The 23,368-nt window shown below is 60.9% G+C and carries 20 protein-coding genes; 14 read left to right on the top strand and 6 right to left on the bottom strand.

What is annotated here, in order from left to right; genetic code table 11:
* Window positions 1–81 precede the first annotated feature (81 nt).
* Window positions 82–951 (bottom strand): 4-(cytidine 5'-diphospho)-2-C-methyl-D-erythritol kinase, encoded by an 870-nt coding sequence (gene ispE / locus FFB58_RS05320; RefSeq protein ID WP_138369268.1) that lies wholly within the window; start codon window positions 949–951, stop codon window positions 82–84.
* Entirely contained in the window at window positions 948–1,559 is a 612-nt protein-coding gene (lolB, locus tag FFB58_RS05315) for a lipoprotein insertase outer membrane protein LolB (RefSeq protein ID WP_039030719.1), read from the bottom strand. Before lolB ends, ispE begins: the two co-directional genes overlap by 4 nt.
* Before the next feature lie 221 nt (window positions 1,560–1,780).
* Between lolB and hemA the strand changes: the two genes are divergently transcribed.
* The 6 genes from hemA to kdsA are packed head-to-tail and all read left to right on the top strand — an operon-like array spanning window position 1,781 to window position 7,084.
* The gene (hemA, locus tag FFB58_RS05310; protein ID WP_039030718.1) at window positions 1,781–3,037 is read left to right on the top strand and encodes a glutamyl-tRNA reductase; all 1,257 of its coding nucleotides are present in this window, start codon (window positions 1,781–1,783) and stop codon (window positions 3,035–3,037) included.
* Window positions 3,038–3,079: 42 nt separating this feature from the next.
* Window positions 3,080–4,162, top strand: a complete 1,083-nt coding sequence (gene prfA, locus FFB58_RS05305; RefSeq protein WP_138369267.1) for a peptide chain release factor 1 — start codon at window positions 3,080–3,082, stop codon at window positions 4,160–4,162.
* Window positions 4,162–4,995: a peptide chain release factor N(5)-glutamine methyltransferase gene (prmC, locus tag FFB58_RS05300; RefSeq protein WP_138369266.1), complete on the top strand. Its 834-nt coding sequence runs from the start codon at window positions 4,162–4,164 to the stop codon at window positions 4,993–4,995. The genes prfA and prmC overlap by 1 nt, the downstream gene beginning before the upstream one ends.
* Window positions 4,988–5,380, top strand: a complete 393-nt coding sequence (gene sirB2, locus FFB58_RS05295; protein ID WP_039030715.1) for an invasion regulator SirB2 — start codon at window positions 4,988–4,990, stop codon at window positions 5,378–5,380. Before prmC ends, sirB2 begins: the two co-directional genes overlap by 8 nt.
* A gap of 3 nt (window positions 5,381–5,383) precedes the next feature.
* The gene (sirB1, locus tag FFB58_RS05290; protein ID WP_138369265.1) at window positions 5,384–6,193 is read left to right on the top strand and encodes an invasion regulator SirB1; all 810 of its coding nucleotides are present in this window, start codon (window positions 5,384–5,386) and stop codon (window positions 6,191–6,193) included.
* A 36-nt stretch (window positions 6,194–6,229) separates the two neighbouring features.
* A complete protein-coding gene (gene kdsA / locus FFB58_RS05285; protein WP_039030713.1) occupies window positions 6,230–7,084 on the top strand; it encodes a 3-deoxy-8-phosphooctulonate synthase in 855 nt (284 codons plus the stop codon).
* Window positions 7,085–7,198: 114 nt separating this feature from the next.
* Here kdsA and chaA read toward each other — a convergent pair whose 3' ends face one another.
* Window positions 7,199–8,299, bottom strand: a complete 1,101-nt coding sequence (gene chaA / locus FFB58_RS05280) for a sodium-potassium/proton antiporter ChaA (RefSeq protein ID WP_039030712.1) — start codon at window positions 8,297–8,299, stop codon at window positions 7,199–7,201.
* A gap of 268 nt (window positions 8,300–8,567) precedes the next feature.
* Between chaA and chaB the strand changes: the two genes are divergently transcribed.
* Both chaB and FFB58_RS05270 read left to right on the top strand, forming a co-directional pair.
* Window positions 8,568–8,798: a putative cation transport regulator ChaB gene (chaB, locus tag FFB58_RS05275; protein ID WP_039030711.1), complete on the top strand. Its 231-nt coding sequence runs from the start codon at window positions 8,568–8,570 to the stop codon at window positions 8,796–8,798.
* 194 nt (window positions 8,799–8,992) lie between these two features.
* Entirely contained in the window at window positions 8,993–9,688 is a 696-nt protein-coding gene (locus FFB58_RS05270; RefSeq protein ID WP_138369264.1) for a gamma-glutamylcyclotransferase, read from the top strand.
* Between the two features lie 38 nt (window positions 9,689–9,726).
* Here the strand turns inward: FFB58_RS05270 and FFB58_RS05265 are convergent, their stop codons facing one another.
* The 3 genes from FFB58_RS05265 to ychN all read right to left on the bottom strand — a co-directional run bounded on the left by FFB58_RS05265 (window position 9,727) and on the right by ychN (window position 12,427).
* Window positions 9,727–9,969 carry a DUF1883 domain-containing protein gene (locus tag FFB58_RS05265; protein WP_039030709.1) on the bottom strand — a complete coding sequence of 81 codons (243 nt, stop codon included), beginning with the start codon at window positions 9,967–9,969 and terminating at the stop codon, window positions 9,727–9,729.
* A 212-nt stretch (window positions 9,970–10,181) separates the two neighbouring features.
* Entirely contained in the window at window positions 10,182–11,966 is a 1,785-nt protein-coding gene (locus FFB58_RS05260) for a methyl-accepting chemotaxis protein (RefSeq protein WP_138369263.1), read from the bottom strand.
* A gap of 107 nt (window positions 11,967–12,073) precedes the next feature.
* Window positions 12,074–12,427, bottom strand: coding sequence for a DsrE/F sulfur relay family protein YchN (gene ychN, locus FFB58_RS05255; RefSeq protein WP_039030707.1), 354 nt, complete (start codon window positions 12,425–12,427; stop codon window positions 12,074–12,076).
* A 73-nt stretch (window positions 12,428–12,500) separates the two neighbouring features.
* Here ychN and nasR point away from each other — a divergent pair, with 73 nt between their 5' ends.
* The 6 genes from nasR to FFB58_RS05225 all read left to right on the top strand — a co-directional run bounded on the left by nasR (window position 12,501) and on the right by FFB58_RS05225 (window position 23,320).
* Window positions 12,501–13,667 carry a nitrate regulatory protein NasR gene (gene nasR / locus FFB58_RS05250; protein WP_138369262.1) on the top strand — a complete coding sequence of 389 codons (1,167 nt, stop codon included), beginning with the start codon at window positions 12,501–12,503 and terminating at the stop codon, window positions 13,665–13,667.
* A 228-nt stretch (window positions 13,668–13,895) separates the two neighbouring features.
* Complete coding sequence (locus FFB58_RS05245) at window positions 13,896–15,143, top strand: CmpA/NrtA family ABC transporter substrate-binding protein (protein ID WP_138369261.1); 1,248 nt, start codon at window positions 13,896–13,898, stop codon at window positions 15,141–15,143.
* 1 nt (window position 15,144) lies between these two features.
* A complete protein-coding gene (gene ntrB, locus FFB58_RS05240; protein WP_138369260.1) occupies window positions 15,145–16,023 on the top strand; it encodes a nitrate ABC transporter permease in 879 nt (292 codons plus the stop codon).
* Window positions 16,024–16,032: 9 nt separating this feature from the next.
* Window positions 16,033–16,821, top strand: coding sequence for an ABC transporter ATP-binding protein (locus FFB58_RS05235; RefSeq protein ID WP_103179937.1), 789 nt, complete (start codon window positions 16,033–16,035; stop codon window positions 16,819–16,821).
* Window positions 16,822–16,832: 11 nt separating this feature from the next.
* Window positions 16,833–20,813 (top strand): nitrite reductase large subunit NirB, encoded by a 3,981-nt coding sequence (gene nirB / locus FFB58_RS05230; protein ID WP_138369259.1) that lies wholly within the window; start codon window positions 16,833–16,835, stop codon window positions 20,811–20,813.
* A complete protein-coding gene (locus FFB58_RS05225; RefSeq protein WP_138369258.1) occupies window positions 20,810–23,320 on the top strand; it encodes a nitrate reductase in 2,511 nt (836 codons plus the stop codon). Before nirB ends, FFB58_RS05225 begins: the two co-directional genes overlap by 4 nt.
* Window positions 23,321–23,368 lie beyond the last annotated feature (48 nt).

The raw sequence follows: 23,368 nt of genomic DNA, 5'->3' as shown, positions 1-23,368 counted from the left end.
GAAAACTGTGCGGGCCAGGCGAACGCTATCCAGGCGGTGTATTAAAGAGCGCGATGCAACGTCTGGAACAGGGTGACGTTGTCACCGAAACTCAGATTGCGCCAGAATGGCCTGCTGTAGCGGGGAGATGTTCATACCACGCGCTACGAAACCATGCAGCCACTCTGGAGCCAGCTCGAGCACCTGACGTGCGGCGGATTCCGTATCAAATTCAGCAAAGACACAGGCTCCTGTGCCAGTCAGGCGCGACGGCGCGTATTCTAACAGCCAGGAAAGCGCGACATCAACCTCGCGAAAACGTTTTCTTGCGATAACCTCGCAATCGTTGCTGAATTCACAGTTTAATAACGTTTCTATTGACCGGGCCGGGGTATCGCGTGGAAGGTCCGGATCCTTAAAGATAATCGGGGTGGGGATGCTGACCCCCGGGTGGGCCACCAGATACCATTTTTCGGCAGGTTCTGCTGGCGAGAGGATCTCGCCCACCCCTTCGGCAAAGGCGGCATGCCCCCGGACAAACACCGGCACGTCGGCTCCGAGCGTCAGACCGAGCGCGGCCAGTTCATCCACCGAAAGTCCGCAGCCCCACAGGTGATTGAGCACCACCAGCACGGTGGCGGCATTTGACGACCCGCCGCCCAGCCCGCCGCCCATCGGCAGGCGTTTCTCGACGCTGATATCCGCGCCGCTGCCCGCAGGCAGGCGTCCGCTCTGCTGCGCCGCAGCCATCAGCAGCCGGGCGGCGCGGACGATCAGGTTATCTTCATCTGCCACGCCCTCCACCGGGGTGAGCAGACGGATCTGCCCATCCTGACGGAGTTCAATCGAAATCGTGTCGCCATAGTCGACAAACTGAAACAGCGTCTGCAGAGTGTGATAGCCGTCAGCCCGCTGGCCGGTGATGTATAAAAACAGGTTCAGTTTTGCCGGTGAAGGCCAGTGGGTCATCATTTGACAATCCAGTTATCCATCTTCAGCTTGATGCGCTGGCCGCCTTCGGTCAGTTCCAGGCTGGACGGCAGAGCCGGTTTGGTGTTGCTGTCGTAGCCGCCGTAAACCACGTGCCAGTTTTTGCCGTTCTGGCTGTAGTTTACTTCGCTCAGACGATACTGGTCGTCGAGTTTGTAATCGGTGGCGTCGCCCGGCAGGCCGAGGATCCACTGGCGCAGGCTGGTGATCGGAATAGGCATTCCGGTCAGCTTGCCGATCATCTCTTCGGCATCGGTGCCGGTATATTTCTGCCCTTTATTGTCGGTGATTTGCGCGCTGCCTGGCTGAGCAATCAGCTCCATCTCGGTGCTCCCCACCGGATTGAGCAGCAGCAGGCGATAGCGATCCTGGCCGGTCTGCTGCCAGAAGAAGCGGGCGTACACTTTCTGCTGATCCGACAGATAAGCAAAGGCACCGCGGGTCTGGTACTGGCTTAAACCGCGCACCTCCTGCTGGTGCTGACGCCACTGCGGAGAGTCGGGGCTTTTGCCTGGCCCTTTGGGCGGCGTAATGGAACATGCGGTAAGCACCAGCGCGGCGAGGGGCAGCAGGCGAATCAGTCTGGTCATAATGAGGACAAATCCTTGAGATACGTGGCAGTTATATCGCTTAATGCTAGCGCCCGGTAGCGGCAGCGTCTACGCTCAAGTTGTCTTAAAACTTGAATTTAACCGTTAATAACAACTAATAACCTATTACTCCGAAAGGGGGCAGTCTCTTTTATTGATCTCGCGCATCCTGTATGATGCGGCCTGCTAACCTTATTAACGCTGGTACTACTCCCGCTCATATGACCCTTTTAGCACTCGGTATTAACCACAAAACGGCCCCGGTTTCACTGCGAGAACGCGTCACGTTTTCGCCGGACACGCTCGACCAGGCGCTGGAAAGTCTGCTTGCCCAGCCTATGGTGCAGGGGGGCGTGGTGCTGTCGACGTGCAACCGTACTGAGCTCTATCTCAGCGTGGAAGAGCAGGATAACCTGCACGAAGCGCTGATCCGCTGGCTATGCGAATACCACAATCTGAACGAAGAAGAGCTGCGCAACAGCCTGTACTGGCATCAGGATAACGATGCGGTCAGCCACCTGATGCGCGTGGCCAGCGGCCTTGACTCGCTGGTTCTGGGTGAACCGCAAATCCTGGGGCAGGTTAAAAAAGCCTTTGCCGACTCGCAAAAAGGCCATCTTAAGGCCAGCGAGCTGGAGCGCATGTTCCAGAAATCCTTCTCCGTCGCCAAGCGAGTGCGAACCGAAACCGACATTGGCGCCAGTGCCGTTTCCGTTGCGTTTGCCGCCTGTACTCTGGCGCGCCAAATCTTTGAATCCCTCTCGACGGTCTCCGTGCTGCTGGTCGGCGCGGGTGAAACCATCGAGCTGGTCGCGCGTCATCTGCGCGAGCACAAAGTGAAGAAGATGATTATCGCCAACCGCACCCGTGAACGCGCCCAGGCGCTGGCGGATGAGGTGGGCGCGGAAGTGATCGCCCTGAGCGACATCGACGCCCGTCTGAACGAGGCGGATATTATCATCAGCTCCACCGCCAGCCCGCTGCCGATTATCGGCAAAGGCATGGTAGAACGCGCCCTTAAGTCCCGCCGCAACCAGCCGATGCTGCTGGTGGACATCGCCGTACCGCGTGATGTCGAACCGGAAGTCGGCAAGCTGGCGAACGCCTATCTGTACAGCGTGGACGATCTGCAGAGCATCATTTCCCATAACCTCGCCCAGCGTAAAGCGGCGGCGGTGCAGGCCGAAACGATTGTCGAGCAGGAAACCAGCGAATTTATGGCCTGGCTGCGCGCGCAAAGCGTCAGCGAGACCATTCGCGAATACCGCGGTCAGGCGGAACAGGTTCGTAATGAACTCACTGCCAAAGCGATGGCGGCCCTGGAACAGGGCGGCGATCCGCAGGTCATCATGCAGGAACTGGCATGGAAACTGACCAACCGTCTGATCCATGCCCCAACCAAATCACTTCAACAGGCTGCCCGTGACGGGGACGACGAACGCCTGAACATTCTGCGCGACAGCCTCGGGCTGGAATAGCGCGCCATACCCATTTTATAATTAAAAGGTGCACTTACGCCTATGAAGCCCTCTATCGTCGCCAAACTGGAAGCGCTGCACGAGCGCCATGAAGAAGTTCAGGCGTTGCTCGGCGATGCCGCGACCATTGCCGACCAGGAACGTTTCCGCGCCCTGTCGCGCGAATATGCACAGTTAAGCGATGTTTCGCGCTGCTTTACCGACTGGCAGCAGGTTCAGGAAGATATCGAAACCGCGCAGATGATGCTCGACGACCCGGAAATGCGCGAGATGGCGCAGGAAGAGTTGCAGGAAGCGAAAGTCCGCTCTGAAGAGATGGAGCAGCAGCTTCAGGTGCTGTTGCTGCCAAAAGATCCGGACGATGAGCGTAACGCCTTTGTCGAAGTCCGCGCCGGCACCGGCGGGGATGAAGCGGCCCTGTTTGCCGGCGATCTGTTCCGCATGTACAGCCGCTACGCCGAGTCGCGTCGCTGGCGCGTGGAGATCATGAGCGCCAACGAAGGCGAGCACGGCGGCTATAAAGAAGTGATCGCCAAAATCAGCGGCGACGGGGTGTACGGTCGTCTGAAGTTTGAGTCCGGTGGTCATCGCGTTCAGCGCGTACCGGCCACCGAGTCACAGGGCCGTATCCATACTTCCGCCTGCACCGTAGCGGTCATGCCCGAATTGCCGGAAGCCGAACTGCCGGATATCAACCCGGCGGATCTGCGCATCGATACCTTCCGCTCGTCCGGCGCGGGTGGTCAGCACGTTAACACCACCGACTCCGCGATCCGAATTACCCACCTGCCAACCGGCATTGTGGTGGAGTGTCAGGACGAACGTTCCCAGCACAAAAACAAGGCCAAAGCGCTGTCGGTGCTGGGTGCGCGTATCCATGCCGCAGAGATGGCAAAACGCCAGCAGGCGGAAGCCTCAACCCGTCGTAACCTGTTGGGCAGCGGCGATCGCAGCGATCGTAACCGTACCTACAACTTCCCGCAGGGGCGCGTGACCGATCACCGCATCAACCTGACCCTCTATCGTCTGGATGAGACCATGGAAGGCAAACTGGATTCGCTGATCGAGCCTATCGTGCAGGAGTACCAGGCCGATCAGCTGGCGGCGCTGGCAGAGCAGGATTAATGGATTTTCAGCACTGGTTACAGCAGGCGATAACGACGCTGGCGGGCGGCGAAAGCCCCCGTCGCGATGCGGAGATCCTGCTGGAGCACGTGACCGGCAAAGCACGCACCTATCTTCTCGCCTTTGGTGAAACCGAGCTCACCGCCGATCAGCAGGCGCAGCTTGAGGCTCTCCTGGCCCGGCGTAAAACCGGCGAGCCGGTGGCGCACCTGGTGGGCGAGCGTGAGTTCTGGTCGCTGCCGCTGTATGTCTCTGCCGCCACGCTGATCCCCCGTCCCGACACCGAATGTCTGGTGGAGCAGGCGCTGGCCAGATTGCCCGCCGCGCCCGCGCGTATTCTCGATTTAGGCACCGGCACCGGAGCTATCGCTCTGGCGCTGGCCAGCGAGCGGCCTGACTGTCAGGTGACGGCGGTGGACGTGATGCCCGACGCGGTGGCGCTGGCACAGCGTAACCTTGAGCGTCTGGGACTTAAAAACGTGACGGTGCGACAGAGCAGCTGGTTTGCGGCCCTCGCTGACCAGCAGTTTGAGACCATCGTCAGCAACCCGCCCTATATTGATGAATGCGATCCGCACCTCGGCGAGGGCGACGTGCGTTTTGAACCGCGCAGCGCGCTGGTTGCAGCGGATCAGGGCCTTGCGGATCTCAGCCATATTATCATCCAGTCTCGTCAACATCTGGTGAGCGGCGGCTGGCTGCTGCTGGAACATGGCTGGACGCAGGGCGATCCGGTGCGTAACCTCTTCCGGCAGGCCGGTTTTACCCAGGTTGAAACCTGTCGCGACTATGGCGGTAATGAGCGCCTGACCCTTGGCAAATGGCATGAATAGCTTTTCTCTACTCATCACCCTGCATCTGACGGCAGTCACCCTGACCGTCAGTTTTTTTGCGCTGCGTTACTGGTGGCGTTACAGCAGTAATGCCCTGATCAACGCGCGCTGGGTGAGGGTGCTGCCGCACTGCATCGACACCGTGCTGTTTCTTTCCGGCGCGGGTCTGATGTGGATAACGGGCTATCTGCCATTTACAGATGAAGGCTCATGGCTGACTGAAAAGCTGTTTGGCGTTATCATCTACATCGTTTTGGGTTTTATTGCGCTGGGGCGTCATCGTCCGCGCAGCCAGCAGGTGGGGTTTATTGCCTTTCTGCTGGGGCTGGTGGTGCTGTACATCATCATTAAACTCGCCACCACAAGAATACCGATACTGGGGTAAGTCATGAGGTCCTTGGCCGATTTCGAATTTAACAAAGTGCCGCTGTGCGATGGGATGATTAAGGTATCAGAGTTGATCCGCGATGATTTCATTTCGCAGTACGTCTACGACGAGCTGGAGCAGCTGGTGAGTCTGGCGCGTGAAGAGATTAATCAGGCGCGCCCTCAGGACTGGCAACTGGAAAAACTGATTGAGCTTTTCTATGGCGAGTGGGGCTTTTGCGATACGCGCGGCGTGTATCGCCTCTCCGACGCGCTGTGGCTCGATCAGGTACTGAAAAACCGTCAGGGCAGCGCCGTCTCCCTGGGGGCGATTTTATTATGGGTGGCGCACCGTCTGGATATCCCGCTGGTGCCGGTCATCTTCCCGACGCAGATGCTGCTGCGCGCCGAGTGGCTCGACGGTGAAATGTGGTTAATCAACCCGTTCAATGGCGAGACCCTCGACGACCATACGCTGGATGTCTGGCTGAAGGGCAACATCAGTCCGATGGCGGAGCTGTACAACGAAGATCTGGATGAAGCGGATAACGCCGAGGTGATCCGCAAGCTGCTGGACACCCTGAAGTCGGCGCTGATGGAAGAGCGGCAGATGGAGATGGCGCTGCGTGCCAGTGAGGTGCTGCTGCAGTTTAACCCGGAAGATCCGTATGAGATCCGCGACCGCGGTCTGATCTACGTCCAGCTTGAGTGCGACCACGTTGCGCTGAATGATTTGAGTTATTTTGTTGAGCAGTGTCCGGAAGATCCGATCAGCGAAATGATCCGCGCGCAGATTAATTCCATCGCGCACAAACAGATTACACTGCATTAATCTTAATTCCGATTCACCCCTGAATAAGGCGATCCTATGAAACAAAAAGTGGTTAGCATTGGCGATATCAACGTGGCGAACGACCTGCCGTTCGTGCTGTTCGGCGGCATGAACGTTCTGGAATCCCGCGACCTCGCGATGCGTATCTGCGAACATTACGTGACCGTGACCCAGAAGCTGGGCATTCCGTACGTGTTCAAAGCCTCTTTTGACAAAGCCAACCGCTCCTCCATTCACTCTTACCGTGGCCCGGGCCTGGAAGAGGGGATGAAGATTTTCCAGGAGCTGAAGCAGACATTTGGCGTAAAAGTGATCACCGACGTCCATGAAGCCAGCCAGGCGCAGCCTGTCGCTGACGTTGTCGACGTGATCCAGCTGCCCGCGTTCCTCGCCCGCCAGACCGACCTGGTCGAAGCGATGGCGAAAACCGGTGCCGTGATCAACGTGAAAAAACCGCAGTTCGTGAGCCCAGGCCAGATGGGGAACATCGTCGATAAGTTTATCGAAGGCGGTAACGACAAAGTTATTCTGTGCGACCGTGGCGCTAACTTCGGTTACGACAACCTGGTGGTCGACATGCTGGGCTTCAGCGTGATGAAAAACGTCTCCAACCAGTCGCCGGTGATCTTCGACGTGACCCACGCCCTGCAGTGCCGCGACCCGTTTGGCGCAGCCTCCGGCGGCCGTCGTGCTCAGGTGACTGAACTGGCGCGTGCCGGTATGGCGACCGGTCTGGCGGGCCTGTTCATTGAAGCGCACCCGGATCCAGCCAACGCCAAGTGCGACGGCCCATCCGCGCTGCCGCTGGATAAGCTGGAGCCGTTCCTGAAGCAGATTAAAGCGATTGACGACCTGGTTAAGAGTTTTGAAGAGCTGGATACCAGCAACTAATAAAAAACCCGCTTCGGCGGGTTTTTTTATGGGTGATTTTGCCGGGTGGCGCTGCGCTTACCCGGCCTACAAAACCCGTAGGCCCGTGCAAGCGCAGCGCCGCCGGGCGTCAGGCTACGCAAATATCGTCATTAAATACGCCGCAAACAACGCCATGTGCGCCGCACCGTTGAGCACATTGGTGCGCCCTGTTGAAAATGAAATCTGGCACAGCAGCAGCGACGCCACCATCACAATCATCTCCGGTGCGCCGAGGCTGAACTGCAGCTCGTTCCCGGTGAGGAAGGCGATCAGCGTCACAACCGGCACGGTGAGGGAGATGGTCGCCAGCACTGAACCAAAGAACAGGTTCATGGCACGCTGCACCTGATTGTTCAGCACCGCACGCAACGCCCCCAGCCCTTCCGGGGAGAGGATCAGCAGCGCCACCAGGAAACCGGTAAAGGCCACCGGCGCGTTCATCTCGGTCAGCAGGGTTTCCAGCGGGTTCGCATTCATCTTGGTGACCGCAATCACCGCAATCAGATGCACCACCAGCCAGACCGTGTGCCACAGGCTGCTGTGCGCGGACGGCTTGCCGTGATGCGGGTCATCGTCGTCGCTCTCATCTTCATGCTCATACACGAACAGGCTCTGGTGCGTTTTGGTCTGGATGAGCAGAAACACGCCGTACATCGCCGCGGAAATCAGCGCCACGAGCAGGGCCTGACCGGTAGTAAAATTGGCCCCCGGCAGTGCCATCGGGAACACCAGCACGATAATCGCCAGCGGGAAGAGGGCGATCAGATACTGCTTAATGCCAAACAGGTTCAGATACTGGGTGGCGAATTTGCGCCCGCCCAGCAGCAGCGAGAAGCCGACCAGCCCGCCGGTGACAATCATAATGATGGAATAGAGCGTATCGCGCATCAGCGTTGGCGCGGCGTCACCGGTCGCCATCAGGGCGGAAATAAGGCTCACTTCAAGAATAACGACGGAAAGACTTAAAATCAGGGAACCGTAGGGTTCGCCCAGGCGGTGGGCCAGCACGTCGGCATGGCGGACAACGCTAAAGGCGCTGCTCAGAATACCCACCAGGGCAAGCAAATTAATACCGATGACCACTGGCAGCGACTGACTACTTCCCCAGAAGAGCAGCACGGCCAGGGCCAGCACCGGGAAAATGAGAGACGTCTCCTTATGGCGGGTTTTCACCGCCTCGTGTGCTGTTGTCATGTATATCTCCAGAGTTGCAGGTGCTTATTATTGTAGACAGAAAAAGAGGACGTTAAATTAACAGATTACCGTTAATTTCTGCTTATCTTTTACTTAATTTTACGGTATCACGTCATTTTTACGTGAGAGCGTCATAATAAGAAGATTTTATTAAATATATTCTTAATAACAGTGAATTAAGCAATAGAATTATCCGATTATCACTTCGACTGGAAGGCTCCGGAATTGTGGACCACACTTAATAATTGATTAAAAAGAGGGGTTTGCCATGCCATACAAATCGAAAAGTGATTTACCGGATAACGTTCAGCACGTTCTGCCCGCCCACGCGCAGGATATCTACAAAGAAGCTTTCAACAGCGCCTGGGATCAGTACAAAGACAAAGAGGACCGTCGGGGCGATGACAGCCGCGAAGAGACCGCGCACAAGGTGGCCTGGGCGGCGGTGAAGCAGGATTATGAAAAGGGTGAGGATGATAAGTGGCACAAGAAAAAATAGCCGTTGCTTAGTGCGCTGTGCTTAATAGTTTGCACCCTGCGCTTTGACTTTTAAGGCTCTCGATGCGCCGCTCTGTTGCACCCGGCGAGTTTATTGCATATCGTCACGGTAGCTGCTTTCTAATTGAGCAGTAAAAGGACCCGGAAGGTTCAAAAAAGTGTGCGAATGGAAGCAGGCAGTGGCGGAGGTGCAATATGTTAACGCGTGATTTTCTGATGAAGGCCGACTGTAAAACGGCCTTCGGTGCGATTGAAGAGTCGCTTTTGTGGTCAGCCGAGCAGCGAGCGGCGTCGCTGGCCGCAACCCTTGCCTGCCGTCCGGACAACGGTCCGGTCTGGCTGTTTGGCTACGGCTCCCTGATGTGGAACCCGGCGCTGGAGTTTGTCGAATCGGCAACCGGTACGCTGCCGGGCTGGCATCGCGCCTTCTGTTTGCGCCTGACCGCCGGGCGCGGCAGCGCCTGTCAGCCAGGGCGCATGCTTGCACTGAAAGAGGGCGGACGCACCACGGGGGTGGCCTATCGCCTGCCGGATGCGAGCCTGGAAGAGGAGCTGGCGCTGCTGTGGAAGCGCGAGATGATCACCGGCTGCTATATGCCGAGCTGGTGCAAGCTGGAACTGGATGACGGACGTACCGTTAATGCGCTGGTGTTCATTATGGATCCGCGCCATCCGCTGTTTGAAGCCGATACCCGCGCCCAGGTCATTGCCCCGCTGATTGCCGCCGCCAGCGGCCCGCTTGGCACCAACGCGCAGTACCTCTTCTCCCTCGATCAGGAGTTAACGCGTCTGGGTATGCAGGATGATTGTCTGAATGAGCTGGTGTCGCGGGTGCGGGCTTTGCTGGATAACGCCACGCCTGACAGCCAACTGCGTCCGGGCTTTGCCTGAAAAAACGCCCGGTGACCTTGCGCCACCGGGCTTAGTTATCAGGCTGCGACGTAGCTGATGGAGTGCTCAAGGGACTGGCTGTGGCTGTCGATGAGTACCTCCCAGGTCCCGGTGTAGGGCACCGTGAGCCAGGCGTTGTCTCTGTCCTGCACGCTTAAAATATCCGCCTGCGTTTTACGTGGTGCTTTGTTACTCATCAGATGAATATGGCAACGCTCTGAGCAGCGCACCACTACCGTATCCCCGCCAAACAACTTCAGACTTGCTTTTACCAGTGCCATTTTATTACCCCGTATCTGAAAACGACGCTCTCCTTGCGGCCAATCCTGAGCGTGATGTTGTTCACAATTCACTCATGGCATAACACCAAAGGGGAAGGTCAGGGGTGCTGATTTTGATCAAAAAATGGCATAAACCTTAAACAAAAATGACAATATGCCTGAAAGGGTTCAGCTGACGTCGCTTTACGCGGCTTTCAGGCATCGCTTTAACATTAAATGCGGAAATGGCCTGCGGTTTCAGCGAGGTCGCCTGCCTGACCCTGCAGGGCGCTGGCCGCAGCGGCCGACTCCACCACCAGCTCGGCGTTTTGCTGCACCATGCTGTCCAGGTTAAGCACCGCGCGGTTAATCTCCTGAATGCCTTTCATCTGCTCGCTGGTGGCTACAGTGATCTCCCGCATGATCCCCGACATGCTGCCGATGCTGGTGACGATCTCATCCATGCTCTGTCCGGCGAGATGCACGTAGCGCGAGCCGGTCGCCACGCTGTCGGTGGTAGAGTCGATCAGGCTCTTGATCTCTTTTGCCGCCTGGGCGCTGCGGCTGGCGAGATTGCGTACTTCCCCTGCCACGACCGCAAAGCCACGACCCTGTTCACCGGCGCGCGCCGCCTCTACCGAGGCGTTCAGCGCCAGGATGTTGGTCTGGAAGGCAATGCCGTCAATCACGCTGGTGATGTCACCAATTTTGGTCGAGGCGGCCTCGATGGACTGCATGGTGGTGATCGCCTGCGATACCACGCTGCCGCCGCGCGTCGCGGCCTCGGCAGCTTTGCCCGCCTGCTCGTTCGCCACGGCGGCAGATTCGGTGGACTGGGCGACGGAGGCGGTGATCTGCTCCACGGCGCTGGCGGTTTCACGCAGGCTGGAGGCGGCCCGCTCGGTACGGCCAGAGAGATCCTGGTTACCGGCGGCAATCTCCTGAGCGGCGTTTTTCACCGAGGCGCTGGCGTCGCGCAGCTGCACCATCACCACCGAGAGCTTGTCGCTGAAGGCGTTGAACGCATGGGCGATCTGCGCCACCTCATCGTCACCTTTCTCCGGCAGGCGCTGGGAGAGATCGTTGGTGCCGTTAGCAATGGCGTGCATCGCATCGCGGATCTCCGACAGGCGTTTCAGCAGACGGGCGATCACGAAATGCACCACCACCGCGCTGAGCAGCACGAGGATCACCAGCGACAGGGAGGAGGCTTTCAGCAGGGTGCGCATCCCCGAGGTGGCGTCATCGCTGTCGAGCGCCACAATCAGCTGCCACTGGGTGCCGGCAATCGGGGTCGCAGAGAAGGTTTTCGCCACCCCGTTGTACTGGCCTTCGGCGCTGTTGCCGTTCTTCAGCGCCGCCAGATCGACGCCGCTGATGACATCCTTAAAGGGTTTCAGGGTCAGTTCAGGATCGCTTGCGGCAATGACCGAGCCATCGCTGTCCACCAGCAGCCCGCTGCTGGCCGGGGTCGGATGAATGCCGCGCACGTTGGCGATCACGCTGTCCATCGCCACGTCGCCCGCCAGTACGGCTTTTAACTCGCCGTTCTCTTTCACCGGCACGGCGAAGGTCACCACCAGCTTTTTGGTGCCGGTATCCACATAGGGCGCGGTGACAATGGCGCGATCCTCTTTCACCGCCTGCTGATACCACGGGCGCACCGTCGGATCGTAGTCGGCGGGCACGCCGTCAGGATTGGAGAACTTCGCGGTTTTGCTGGCATATCCGGCATAGACGTTGATAAATCCGCCCGCCTGCGCCAGCTGTTTAAACACCGGGACCGGATCGTCGCTCAGGGCCACGTTTTGCAGGGAGTTGATGATGGTTGTCTTGCTGCTGACCCAGTCGGCAATCGCCATGCTGTGACTGGCGCTGGTACTGGCGAGCATGGAGCGTTGCGACTGTTGATTATCCTGACGCGTGACCTGGAAATTGATCACGGTATTCAGTACAAGCGCGGCGATCAGACATCCGACCGTCGCCGCAATAATACGAGCGCGAATTGACCTGAACATAAATGTTATACCTGCTGTGTTGTTGTTAAATGCCTATCGGCATCGGGCAGGCAAACTTGATGCTGGAACCGCGCTCATAAGAAAATAATATTTCAGTTAAAGGATTATTAAAATGTTAATAGTTTATCGGCGGATAACGTCCACTGCGCCAGCTCTACCAGGGTGCCAATCTCGACCCCCTCGATCAGCGGCAGGGCGCTGATGCCGCGGCCATCGGTGCAGGTTTTGCACAGTTTTACCGGCACGTTCTGCGCCGTCAGGATCTCCAGCATCTGCTGAATGTTATAGCCCTCCGCAGGCTTCTGGCCGCGCAGTCCGGCGGTCACCGCATCGGACATTAAAAACAGGCGCAGATCCAGGTCGCTCTCCTGCTCGCGCAAGGCAATGGCCAGCCGCAGGCTGTTAAACAGGGATTCGCTGCCGTAGGCCGCGCCGTTGGCGACAATCACAATCTTCTGCATCTTGACTCCTGAACAATGAAAAGGCATGAAAATTGCTTCTCTCATCATTAGATATCGATCCGGGAGAGAAAGCATGACGATAAACACGGGCCGTCCACCCGGCGCCACTGAATGGTACCAGCAGGCCAGATTGCTGCGGAAAGCCCAGCTGTGCAAACTGGCGCAGCTGGGCACCCTGGTCAGCCGGATCGGCCATCTTGCCCACATGCTACAGTGCGAGCGCGGAGCCTCCAACATCTGGCTCTGCTCACAGGGGGCGCTGTACGCCCTGGAGTGTAAAGCCAGCCGCGCGCTGGTGGACAATCATCTGCAGGCGCTGCATCAGGCGCTCGGCACGCCGCTGATGGCCAGCGGTGCCCTGTGCGAGCGGGTCGCCAACGCCCTGCAAAGCCTGGAGCAACTTCCCGGGCTTCGCGAGGCAATTACAGATTGCGCGCTGCCCGCGACGACGGCAATGGAGCGCTATGGCCGCATGCTGCGTAACCTGCTCAGTATTGTGCCGCAACTTAATGACAGCATTGACGATCCGCAAATCGCGGGCAGATTTGTCGCCCTTTACAGCCTGATGCAGGGCAAAGAGCTGGTAGGACAGGAGAGGGCCCTGGGAGCGATTGGCTTTACCCAGGGCTTTTTCAGCGACGAAATGCGCCAGACGCTGGTGGACCGGATCGACGGGCAGCAAACCTGTTTCGAGATCTTCCTCTCCCTTACGCCTGCCAGCCTGCATAACCACTTCACACTCAGCGTGCCGGGAGCGGAAGTTGAACAGCTGCGGCGGCTGGCCTGTACCCGGCAACCCGCTGCGGATCAAGGCGTGCTGGCGCTGCACTGGTTCTCGCTGCAAACCGAGCGCCTTGAACATCTGCGCACCCTGGAAGAGATGCTCATCGACGACCTGATGCTGGCGGTAGAGTCGCTGATTAGCCGGGCCGACGACGAGCCGCCCGCCGAGCCGCAAACGGATGAGCCGCTGGCGCTCTACCCGCAGAAACCCCTGCTGCCGCTGGTGCGCCAGCAGGCGCAGGAGATCGAACAGCTCTCCCGCCAGCTGGCTTCAATGCGCGACACCCTGGAGGAGCGCAAAATCATCGACAAGGCCAAAAGCGTGCTGATGACCCATCAGCAGATGAGCGAGGAGCAGGCCTGGTGCCAGTTGCGCAAGATGGCGATGGATAAAAACCAGAGGATGGTGGATATCGCCCGGGCGCTGCTGACGGTCAAAGCCCTCTGGCAGCCGTGAATGCACCCTGGCTGGGCAAGGCCTGCATGGTTGAGGTGCGTTTTCCTTGCCCGCAGGCAGAAAAGGCCCGTCATTTAAGCGTTTAAAACCTGGCATCACCCTTGCATTAATCAACATAACAATTTTAACGACGCGCCAACGGCGGTGGGTCGTTCTTCAGGATAAAGGCGTCCTGCAGTGCTCCGGCACTGCCGGGCGTTTTTTTTTGGCTTTTTTTCGGGAGTGAGCATGGTGGAATGGACAAGACGGCGTTTTTTACAGGCCAGCGCGCTGGCCGGCGGGGCGCTCATGTTGCCGGGCGTGATGCAGGCTGCGTGGGCCGCAGGCTCCGATAAACCGGAACTCGATACCGTGCGCGTCGGCTTTATTCCGCTGACCGACTGCGCGCCGCTGGCCATCGCGGCATATAAAGGTTTTGATAAAAAATACGGCTTCACCCTGGTGCCCACTAAAGAGGCCAGCTGGGCGGCGGTGCGCGACAAGCTGGTCGCCGGGGAGCTGGACGCGGCACACATTCTCTATGGCCTGCTGTACGGTCTGGAGCTGGGGATCGCCGGTAAACCCAAACCGATGGCCAACCTGATGACCCTCAACCGCAACGGGCAGGCGATCACCCTGTCGAGCGATCTGGCTCAGCAGGGCGTGCGCGACGTTGAGGGGCTGAAAAAGCTCATCGCCCGGCAGGCGCCGGGCAGCTATACCTTCGCCCATACCTTTCCCACCGGCACCCATGCCATGTGGCTCTACTACTGGCTGGCGAGCGCGGGCATCAACCCGTTTGACGACGTGCGCACCGTGGTGGTGCCGCCGCCGCAGATGGTGATGAACATGCGCATCGGCAATATGGTTGGTTTTTGCGTCGGCGAGCCGTGGAACGCCCGCGCCATTAACGATCGCATCGGCTTTACCGCCGCCACCTCGCAGTCGATCTGGCCGGAACACCCGGAAAAAGTGCTGGGCACCCGCAGCGAGTGGGTCGGGCAGCATCCGAACACCGCCCGGGCGCTGGTGAGCGCCCTGCTGGAGGCCCAGCGCTGGATCGACGCCTCGCCGCAGAACAAAGAAGAAACCGCTCAGCTGCTGGCCCGTCGCGCCTGGCTCAACACCAAGGAGCAGTACCTCACCGGCCGCATGCTGGGGGAGTACGACAACGGAACCGGCCACCGCTGGCAGGATGCCAACCCGATCCGTTTCTTTGAGGACGGGGCGGTGAGCTATCCGTGGCACTCCGACGGGATGTGGTTCCTGACCCAGTTCCGCCGCTGGGGGCTGCTGAAAACCGATCCTGACTACGCCGCCATCGCGCAGCGCATCAACCGCACCGACGTCTGGCAGGACGCCGCCACCGCAGTAGGCGGCATTCGCGCGCCATCTTCGCCGCTGCGCAGCAGCACCCTGATGGACGGCACCGTCTGGAACGGCACCGATCCGAAGGGTTACGCCAACAGTTTCGCTATTCACCGTACAGGGGCCTGATATGAAAAAAGTTAACACCAAAGCCGCACCCGCCGAGCCCGTCAGCGGTGAAGTGATTACCCTCCCGCCGGTGCAGGTGCGCCGTCGCACCCCGGCGTTTGCCCGCCGGATTAACGACCTGCTGCAGCGCCTCATTCCGGCGCTGCTCGGCCTGGGGTTGCTGGTGATTGCCTGGCAGCTGGCGGCCATCAACAGCAAAGGCTTCCCGACGCCGCTCAGCACGCTGGATTCTGCTCTCACCCTGTTTGCCGATCCCTTCTATCGCGACGGCCCGAACGACATGGGGGTGGGCTGGAACGTGCTGGCCTCGCTGCAGCGTGTTGCCATCGGCTTTGGCCTGGCGGCCATCGTGGGCATTCCGCTGGGCTTTATGATTGGCCGCTTCACCTTTATGTCCCGCATGTTCACCCCGCTGATTGCCCTACTGCGCCCGGTCAGCCCGCTGGCCTGGCTGCCCATTGGCCTGCTGCTGTTCCAGAAGGCGGAGCCCGCCTCCAGCTGGACCATTTTTATCTGCTCGATCTGGCCGATGGTCATTAACACCGCCGAAGGGGTACGCCGCATCCCCGAGGATTACCTCAACGTCGCCCGGGTGCTGCAGCTCTCCGAGTGGACGGTGATGCGCCGCATTCTCTTCCCGGCCGTGCTGCCCGCGGTGCTGACCGGGGTGCGGCTCTCCATCGGCATCGCCTGGCTGGTGATTGTCGCCGCCGAGATGCTCACCGGGGGCATGGGTATCGGCTTCTGGATCTGGAACGAGTGGAACAACCTCAACGTTGAAAACATTCTCATCGCCATCGTCATTATCGGCGTGGTGGGTTTGCTGCTGGAGCAGGGGCTGATGCTGATCGCCCGTCGTTTCAGCTGGCAGGAAAAATAAGGAGCGCACATGAAACCATTAATTCAGGTCCAGGCCGTCAGCCAGCGTTTTTCCACCGCCAGCGGCGAGTTTCTGGCTCTGCAGAACGTCTCTTTTGATATTCACGAAGGGGAGACCATCAGCCTGATTGGTCACTCCGGCTGCGGCAAATCCACGCTGCTTAACCTGATAGCGGGCATCACGTTGCCAACCGAAGGCGGGCTTCTCTGCGATAACCGCGAGATCGCCGGGCCGGGGCCGGAGCGGGCGGTGGTGTTTCAGAACCACTCCCTGCTGCCGTGGCTGACCTGCTTCGACAACGTGGCGCTGGCGGTGGATCAGGTGTTCCGCCGCAGCATGAGCAAAGCGGAACGCCGGGAGTGGATCGAACATAACCTCGAGCGGGTGCAGATGGGGCACGCCATCCACAAGCGCCCGGGGGAGATCTCCGGCGGCATGAAGCAGCGGGTGGGCATTGCCCGCGCCCTGGCGATGAAGCCAAAAGTGCTGCTGATGGATGAGCCGTTCGGCGCCCTCGACGCCCTGACCCGCGCCCATCTGCAGGATTCGGTGATGCACATCCAGCAGGAGCTGAACACCACCATCGTGCTGATCACCCACGACGTGGACGAGGCGGTACTGCTTTCGGACCGGGTGCTGATGATGACCAACGGCCCGGCGGCGACGGTGGGCGAGATCCTGCGCGTCGATCTGCCGCGGCCGCGTAACCGGGTGCAGCTGGCGGAAGAGAGCCGCTATCACCATATGCGCCAGCAGATCCTCCACTTCCTCTATGAAAAACAGCCGAAAGCGGCCTGAGGAGCACCACCATGCGCCTGGTCATCATTGGAAACGGACTGGCGGCAACGCGGCTGATCGAGGCGTTGACCGACCGCGCCCCCGGGCGCTTCGACATCACCGTTATCGGTGAAGAGCGGGGGCACGCCTATAACCGCATCCAGCTTTCGCCGGTGCTGGGGGGCGAGAAAGCGGCCGCGGCAACGCAGCTGCATGACGACGCCTGGTATCGGGTGCGCGGCGTCACGGTGCTGTGCGGCGAACGGGTGCTGGGGGTGGAGTGCGCGGCGCGGATGTTGCGCACCGATAAACGCCTGCTGGGGTGGGATGAACTGGTCTTCGCCACCGGATCGCAGCCGTTCGTGCCGCCGATCCCCGGAAGCAATCTGCCCCACGTCTTTACCTTCCGCACCCTGGATGACGTGAATGCCATTCTGGCGACGCCCGGCCCGGCGGTGATTCTGGGAGGCGGCGTGCTCGGGGTGGAAGCGGCCGCGGCATTACGCCTCCAGTGTGACAACGTCACGTTGGTGCATCGCGGGCCGTGGCTTATGGAGCAACAGCTGGATCAGCATGCCGGGCTGCTGCTGGAGGAGGCGCTCTCGGCGCGCGGTATCGGCTGCGAGCTTAACGCCGGTATTGCGCAGATAACCCCCGACAGCGTCACCCTCAGCGGCGGACGCACTCTGGCCGCCACCCGGGTAGTGCTGGCAACGGGCGTCTTGCCCAACATCACCCTGGCGCAGGCAAGCGGTGTGCCGTGCGGGCGCGGGATCCTGGTGGATAAGGAGATGCGCACCGGGTTTGAGGGCATCAGCGCCATCGGCGAGTGCTGCGAAATCGACGGGCAGACGTGGGGGCTGGTGGCGCCCTGTCTGGCCCAGGCGGAGATCCTCGCCGCCCGTCTTGCAGGCGACAGCGTCACCCCCTTTACCCCGACGCAAAACGGCATGCGCCTGAAGGTCACCGGCATTGAGCTGTTCAGCGCCGGAGAGGTGAGCGCGCAACAGGATGACGCGGTGTGGACCAGCTGGGATCCGCTGACCCGCCACTACCGCCGCTTACTGGTTCGCAACGGCACGCTGGCAGGCGTGCTGCTGATGGGGGAGTGTCGCAGCGCGGCCACCTTCACCGATTTACTGGCAACGTCAGAACCCGCCCGGGCGGACTGGCTGTTCGATCGATTCACTACGCAGCCGCAGGTTGCAGGACAGAACGCTATGACAAAACCTACTCTGGTTGTGGTTGGACACGGTATGGTCGGCCACCATTTTCTTGAAGACTGCGTCAACCGCGGTTTGCATCAGCAGTATCAGATCGTGGTCTTCGGTGAAGAGCGCTATGCCGCCTACGATCGCGTCCATCTTTCAGAATACTTTGCCGGACGCAGCGCCGACTCGCTGTCGATGGTCGCCGGGGATTTCTTTGCGGAAAATGGCATTGAGCTGCGCCTCTCTCAGCAGGTGGAGGCTATCGATCGCGACGCCCGGGTGATCCGCACGGCGGGCGGGCATGAGACCCACTGGGACAAGCTGGTGCTCGCCACCGGGTCCTACCCGTTCGTACCCCCGGTGCCGGGACGCGACCTGCCGGGCTGTTTTGTTTACCGTACCCTGGACGATCTGGATAACATCGCCGCCCGCGCCAAAGATTCGCGCACCGGGGTGGTGATCGGCGGCGGGCTGCTGGGGCTGGAGGCGGCCAACGCCCTGAAACAGCTTGGGCTGGAGACCCACGTGGTGGAGTTTGCCCCCAATCTGATGGCGGTGCAGCTCGATAACGACGGGGCCGCCATGCTGCGACGCAAAATCGAGGCGCTCGGCGTGGGCGTGCATACCAGCAAAGCGACAACGGAGATCGCCGAAACCGACGGCGGAATGGTGCTGCGTTTCGCCGACGGCAGCGAACTGGCTACCGACATGGTGGTCTTCTCCGCCGGGATCCGCCCGCAGGATGCGCTGGCCCGCGAATGCGGTCTGGGGCTTGGCGAGCGCGGCGGCATCATTATCGACAACCAGTGCCGCACCTCGGATACGGATGTGTTCGCCATTGGTGAATGCGCCCTCTGGGAGAACAAAATCTACGGCCTGGTAGCCCCCGGCTACCAGATGGCGCGCGTCGCCTGTGCCGCGCTGGCGGGGGAAGAGAACGCCTTTATGGGGGCGGACATGAGCACCAAACTCAAGCTGCTGGGTGTGGACGTGGCCTCGTTTGGCGATGCCCATGGCCGCACGGCCGGATCGCAGAGCTACCAGTGGACCCACGGCCCGCAGCAGATCTACAAGAAGATCGTGGTCAGCGCCGATAACAAAACCCTGCTCGGCGGCGTGCTGGTGGGGGATGCCAGCGAATACGCCACCCTGGTGCAGATGATGCTTAACGGCATCAGCCTGCCCAACGATCCTGAAACCCTGATCTTACCTGCGGTAGCCGGAAGTGCTCCGAAAGCGCTGGGCGTGGCGGCCCTGCCGGAGAGCGCGCAGATCTGCTCCTGTCATAACGTCAGCAAGGGCGATATCTGCCAGGCGGTGAGCAACGGCGCGACCGACATCGGGGCGGTGAAGCAGTGCACCAAAGCGGCCACCGGCTGCGGCGGCTGTAGCGCGCTGGTGAAACAGGTGATGGAGTTCCAGCTGGCGGCCCAGGGCGTGGAGGTGAAAAAGGACATCTGCGAGCACTTCGCGTACTCCCGCCAGGAGATCTATCACCTGGTGCGCGTCAATCGCATCCACACCTTTGAGCAACTCATCAGCCGCTACGGTCAGGGTCACGGGTGTGAGATCTGCAAACCGCTGGTGGGCTCGGTGCTGGCCTCCTGCTGGAACGAATACCTGCTGAAACCGGCCCATCTGCCGCTGCAGGACACCAACGACCGCTACTTCGCCAACATCCAGAAAGACGGGACTTACTCCATTGTGCCGCGTATGGCTGCCGGGGAGGTGACCGCCGACGGGCTGATCGCCATCGGCCAGATCGCCAAACGCTATCAGCTGTACAGCAAAATTACCGGCGGGCAGCGTATCGACCTGTTTGGCGCCCGGCTGGAGCAGCTGCCGGAGATCTGGCAGCAGCTGATTGATGCCGGGTTTGAAACCGGCCACGCCTACGGTAAATCCCTGCGCACGGTGAAATCCTGCGTCGGCTCTACCTGGTGTCGCTACGGGGTGCAGGACTCCACCGGTCTGGCGGTGACGCTGGAGAACCGCTACAAGGGGCTGCGCGCCCCGCACAAAATCAAGATGGCGGTGTCGGGCTGCACCCGCGAGTGTGCCGAAGCCCAGAGCAAGGATGTGGGGGTGATCGCCACCGACAAGGGCTGGAACCTCTATCTCTGCGGCAACGGCGGCATGAAGCCGCGCCATGCGGATCTGTTTGCCAGCGATCTCGATGACGCCACGCTCCTGCGCTACGTCGACCGCTTCCTGATGTTCTATATCCGCACCGCCGACCGCCTGCAGCGCACCAGCACCTGGCGGGATAACCTGGAAGGCGGGCTGGAGTATCTGCGCGAGGTGATCATCGACGACAGCCTGGGCATTGCCGGTGAGCTGGAGCTGGAGATGCAGCGGGTGGTGGATACCTATCAGTGCGAATGGCAGACCACGCTGCAGGATCCGGGCCGTCTGGCGCAGTTCCGCACGCTCGACGCCGCCCCGGCACCAGCAAAACGCTGGCAGGATATCTGCAACCTGGACGACATCCCCGAGGAGGCCGGGATAGGCGCCCGTCTGGGTTCGCAGCAGATTGCGCTGTTCCGCTTCGGCAAGTCGATTTATGCCCTCGAAGACAGGGAGCCGGGCGGCAGCGCCAGCGTATTGTCGCGCGGCATTCTTGGGGATGCCGGCGGCGAGCCGGTGGTGATCTCCCCGCTGTATAAAACCCGCATCCGCCTGCGCGACGGACGTCTGGTCGACACCGGCGAAGTGGCGGTGCGCGCCTGGCCGGTGAAGGTGGATGGCAACCGCGTGCTGGTGGGCAGCGAAGAACTGGTGATGCGCGCGGAGACCTCATGACGGAAACCCGGACAACCTGTCCTTACTGCGGCGTGGGCTGCGGGGTGATCGCCCGCGTTGAGGACGGCGGGGTGAGTGTGCGCGGCGACGACAGCCATCCGGCCAACTTTGGCCGCCTGTGCGTGAAAGGCTCGGCGTTAGGGGAGACGACCGGCCTGACGGGCCGTCTGCTGCACCCGGAGGTGGACGACCAGCCGGTGAGCTGGGATCAGGCGCTGGATCGCGCCGGAGAGCGGCTGAGGGAGATTATCGACCAGTACGGGCCGCAGGCGGTGGCCTTTTATGCCTCCGGCCAGCTGCTGACGGAGGATTACTACGCCGCCAACAAGCTGATGAAGGGCTTTATCGGCGCGGCCAATATCGACACCAACTCCCGGCTCTGCATGTCTTCGGCGGTGGTGGGCTACAAGCGGGCCTTCGGTGAAGATGTGGTGCCGTGCAGCTACGAGGACATTGAAAAGACCGATCTGGTGGTGCTGGTGGGATCCAATGCCGCCTGGACCCATCCGGTGCTGTATCAGCGGTTGGTGCAGGCGCGCGCCGCTAATCCAGCGCTGAAGGTGGTGGTGATCGACCCGCGCCGCACTGCGACCTGCGATATCGCCGACCTGCATCTGGCCCTGACGCCCGGCAGCGATGCGGGGCTGTTTGTCGGCCTGCTGAACGCCATCGATCCTGGGCGTGCCAGCGACTGGCCGACCGAACGGGTGGCCGATTTTTGCGGCCTGGCCCCTGACGACGTCGCGACCTTCTACGCCTGGTTTACTGCCGCCCCGCGGGCGGTGACGCTCTACACCATGGGGATCAACCAGTCCGCCAGCGGCAGCGATAAGTGCAATGCCATTATTAACGTCCATCTGGCGAGCGGTAAGATCGGCCGCGAGGGCTGCGGGCCGTTTTCGCTGACCGGTCAGCCCAATGCGATGGGCGGGCGCGAGGTGGGCGGGCTGGCGAATCAGCTGGCGGCGCACATGAATTTCACCCCGGATGATTTAAGCCGCGTGGCCCGTTTCTGGGGAACCGGGCGGCTGGCGCAGACGCCGGGCCTGATGGCGGTGGAGCTGTTTGAAGCCATCGCCCGCGGCGACGTCAAGGCGGTGTGGATCATGGGCACCAACCCGGCGGTGTCGCTCCCGGACAGCCATGCGGTGTGTCAGGCCCTGGCCGCCTGTCCGCTGGTGATAGTCTCGGAGGTGATGCGCGACACTGACACCAGCCGCTTCGCCCATATCCGCTTCCCGGCGCTGGGCTGGGGCGAGAAAGACGGTACCGTCACCAACTCCGAACGCCGCATCTCGCGCCAGCGCGCCTTTCTGCCAGTACCTGGGGAAGCGAAACCCGACTGGTGGATCATCGCCCGCATCGCTGAGCGGCTCGGCCATGGCGCGGCGTTCGCCTGGGACCATCCCCACGCCATTTTTTCCGAACACGCTGCCCTGACGGCGTTCGAAAATCAGGGCGAGCGGATGCTAAACCTCGCGGCGCTGGCACAGCTTACCCGCGAGGAGTGGGACGGACTGACGCCCTGGCAGTGGCCCATCAACCGCGAAGCTTTTACCCGTGGACGCCAGATCCCCGTTAACCCGCAGCCCCACGGCGCCACCGGGAGTGTGCTCTATCCCTTTACGCTCAACAGCGGACGCATTCGCGATCAGTGGCACACCATGACCCGCACCGGGTATGTGCCGCGCCTGATGCAGCACAGCGATGAGCCGACGGTGGATATCTCGCCGCAGGATGCCGCCCGGCTGGTGCTGCAGGAGGGACAGCTGGCGCGGATCAGCGCCCCGCGCGGGTTGATGGTGGCCCGGGCGCGGATCAACGAGGGCCAGCGCGTCGGACAACTGTTCGTTCCGATGCACTGGAACAGCTGCTTTTCCCGCCAGGGCAAGGTGAACGCTCTGGTGGAGGGGCGCTGCGATCCCCATTCCGGTCAGCCGGAGAGCAAGCAGACGGCGGTGCGGCTGATGCCGTGGCAGCCCGCCTGGCAGGGGGAGCTCTGGAGCCGGGAAGAGATGACGCTGCCGATGTTCGTCCACTGGTGGCGCAAGGCGGTGACCGGAGTCTCACGCCTGACGCTGGCCGGGGATAAGCCGCTGCTGGAGTGGCTGCTGGCGCACTGCACCGGGCAGGGCTGGCAGCTGCAAATCGCGCAAACGGGGGAGCGCAGCAGCCTGCTCGCCTGGCATCAGGGGGCTCTGATGCTCGGCTTCTGGCAGGGCACTCAGGTGCCCGCGCTGGCGCATGGTTTTATCGAAGCGGCGTTTCACACCGCGCCGGTAGAGCTGGCGGAACGGCACGCCCTGCTGAACGGCCAGAGCCCTGGCGAGCGCGTGGAGCAGGGGCGGATTATCTGCAGCTGTTTTAGCGTGGGTGAAAACGCCATTCGCGAGGCGATTGCCGGGGGATGCGACTCTGCCGCCGCGCTGGGCGCGAAGCTACGCTGCGGCACCAACTGCGGCTCCTGCGTGCCGGAGCTAAAAGCGATACTTTCCGTGCGGGCCTAAACGCCTGATGCGCTGCGCTTATCAGGCCTACATGGGCAGACCGTAGGC

It is taken from the genome of Enterobacter sp. MF024 (assembly GCF_005843915.1).
Taxonomy (GTDB): Bacteria; Pseudomonadota; Gammaproteobacteria; order Enterobacterales; family Enterobacteriaceae; genus Enterobacter; species Enterobacter barmai.
The sequence above is the reverse complement of the archived record's forward strand: the minus strand, read 5'-3'. Positions and strand labels throughout refer to the sequence as shown.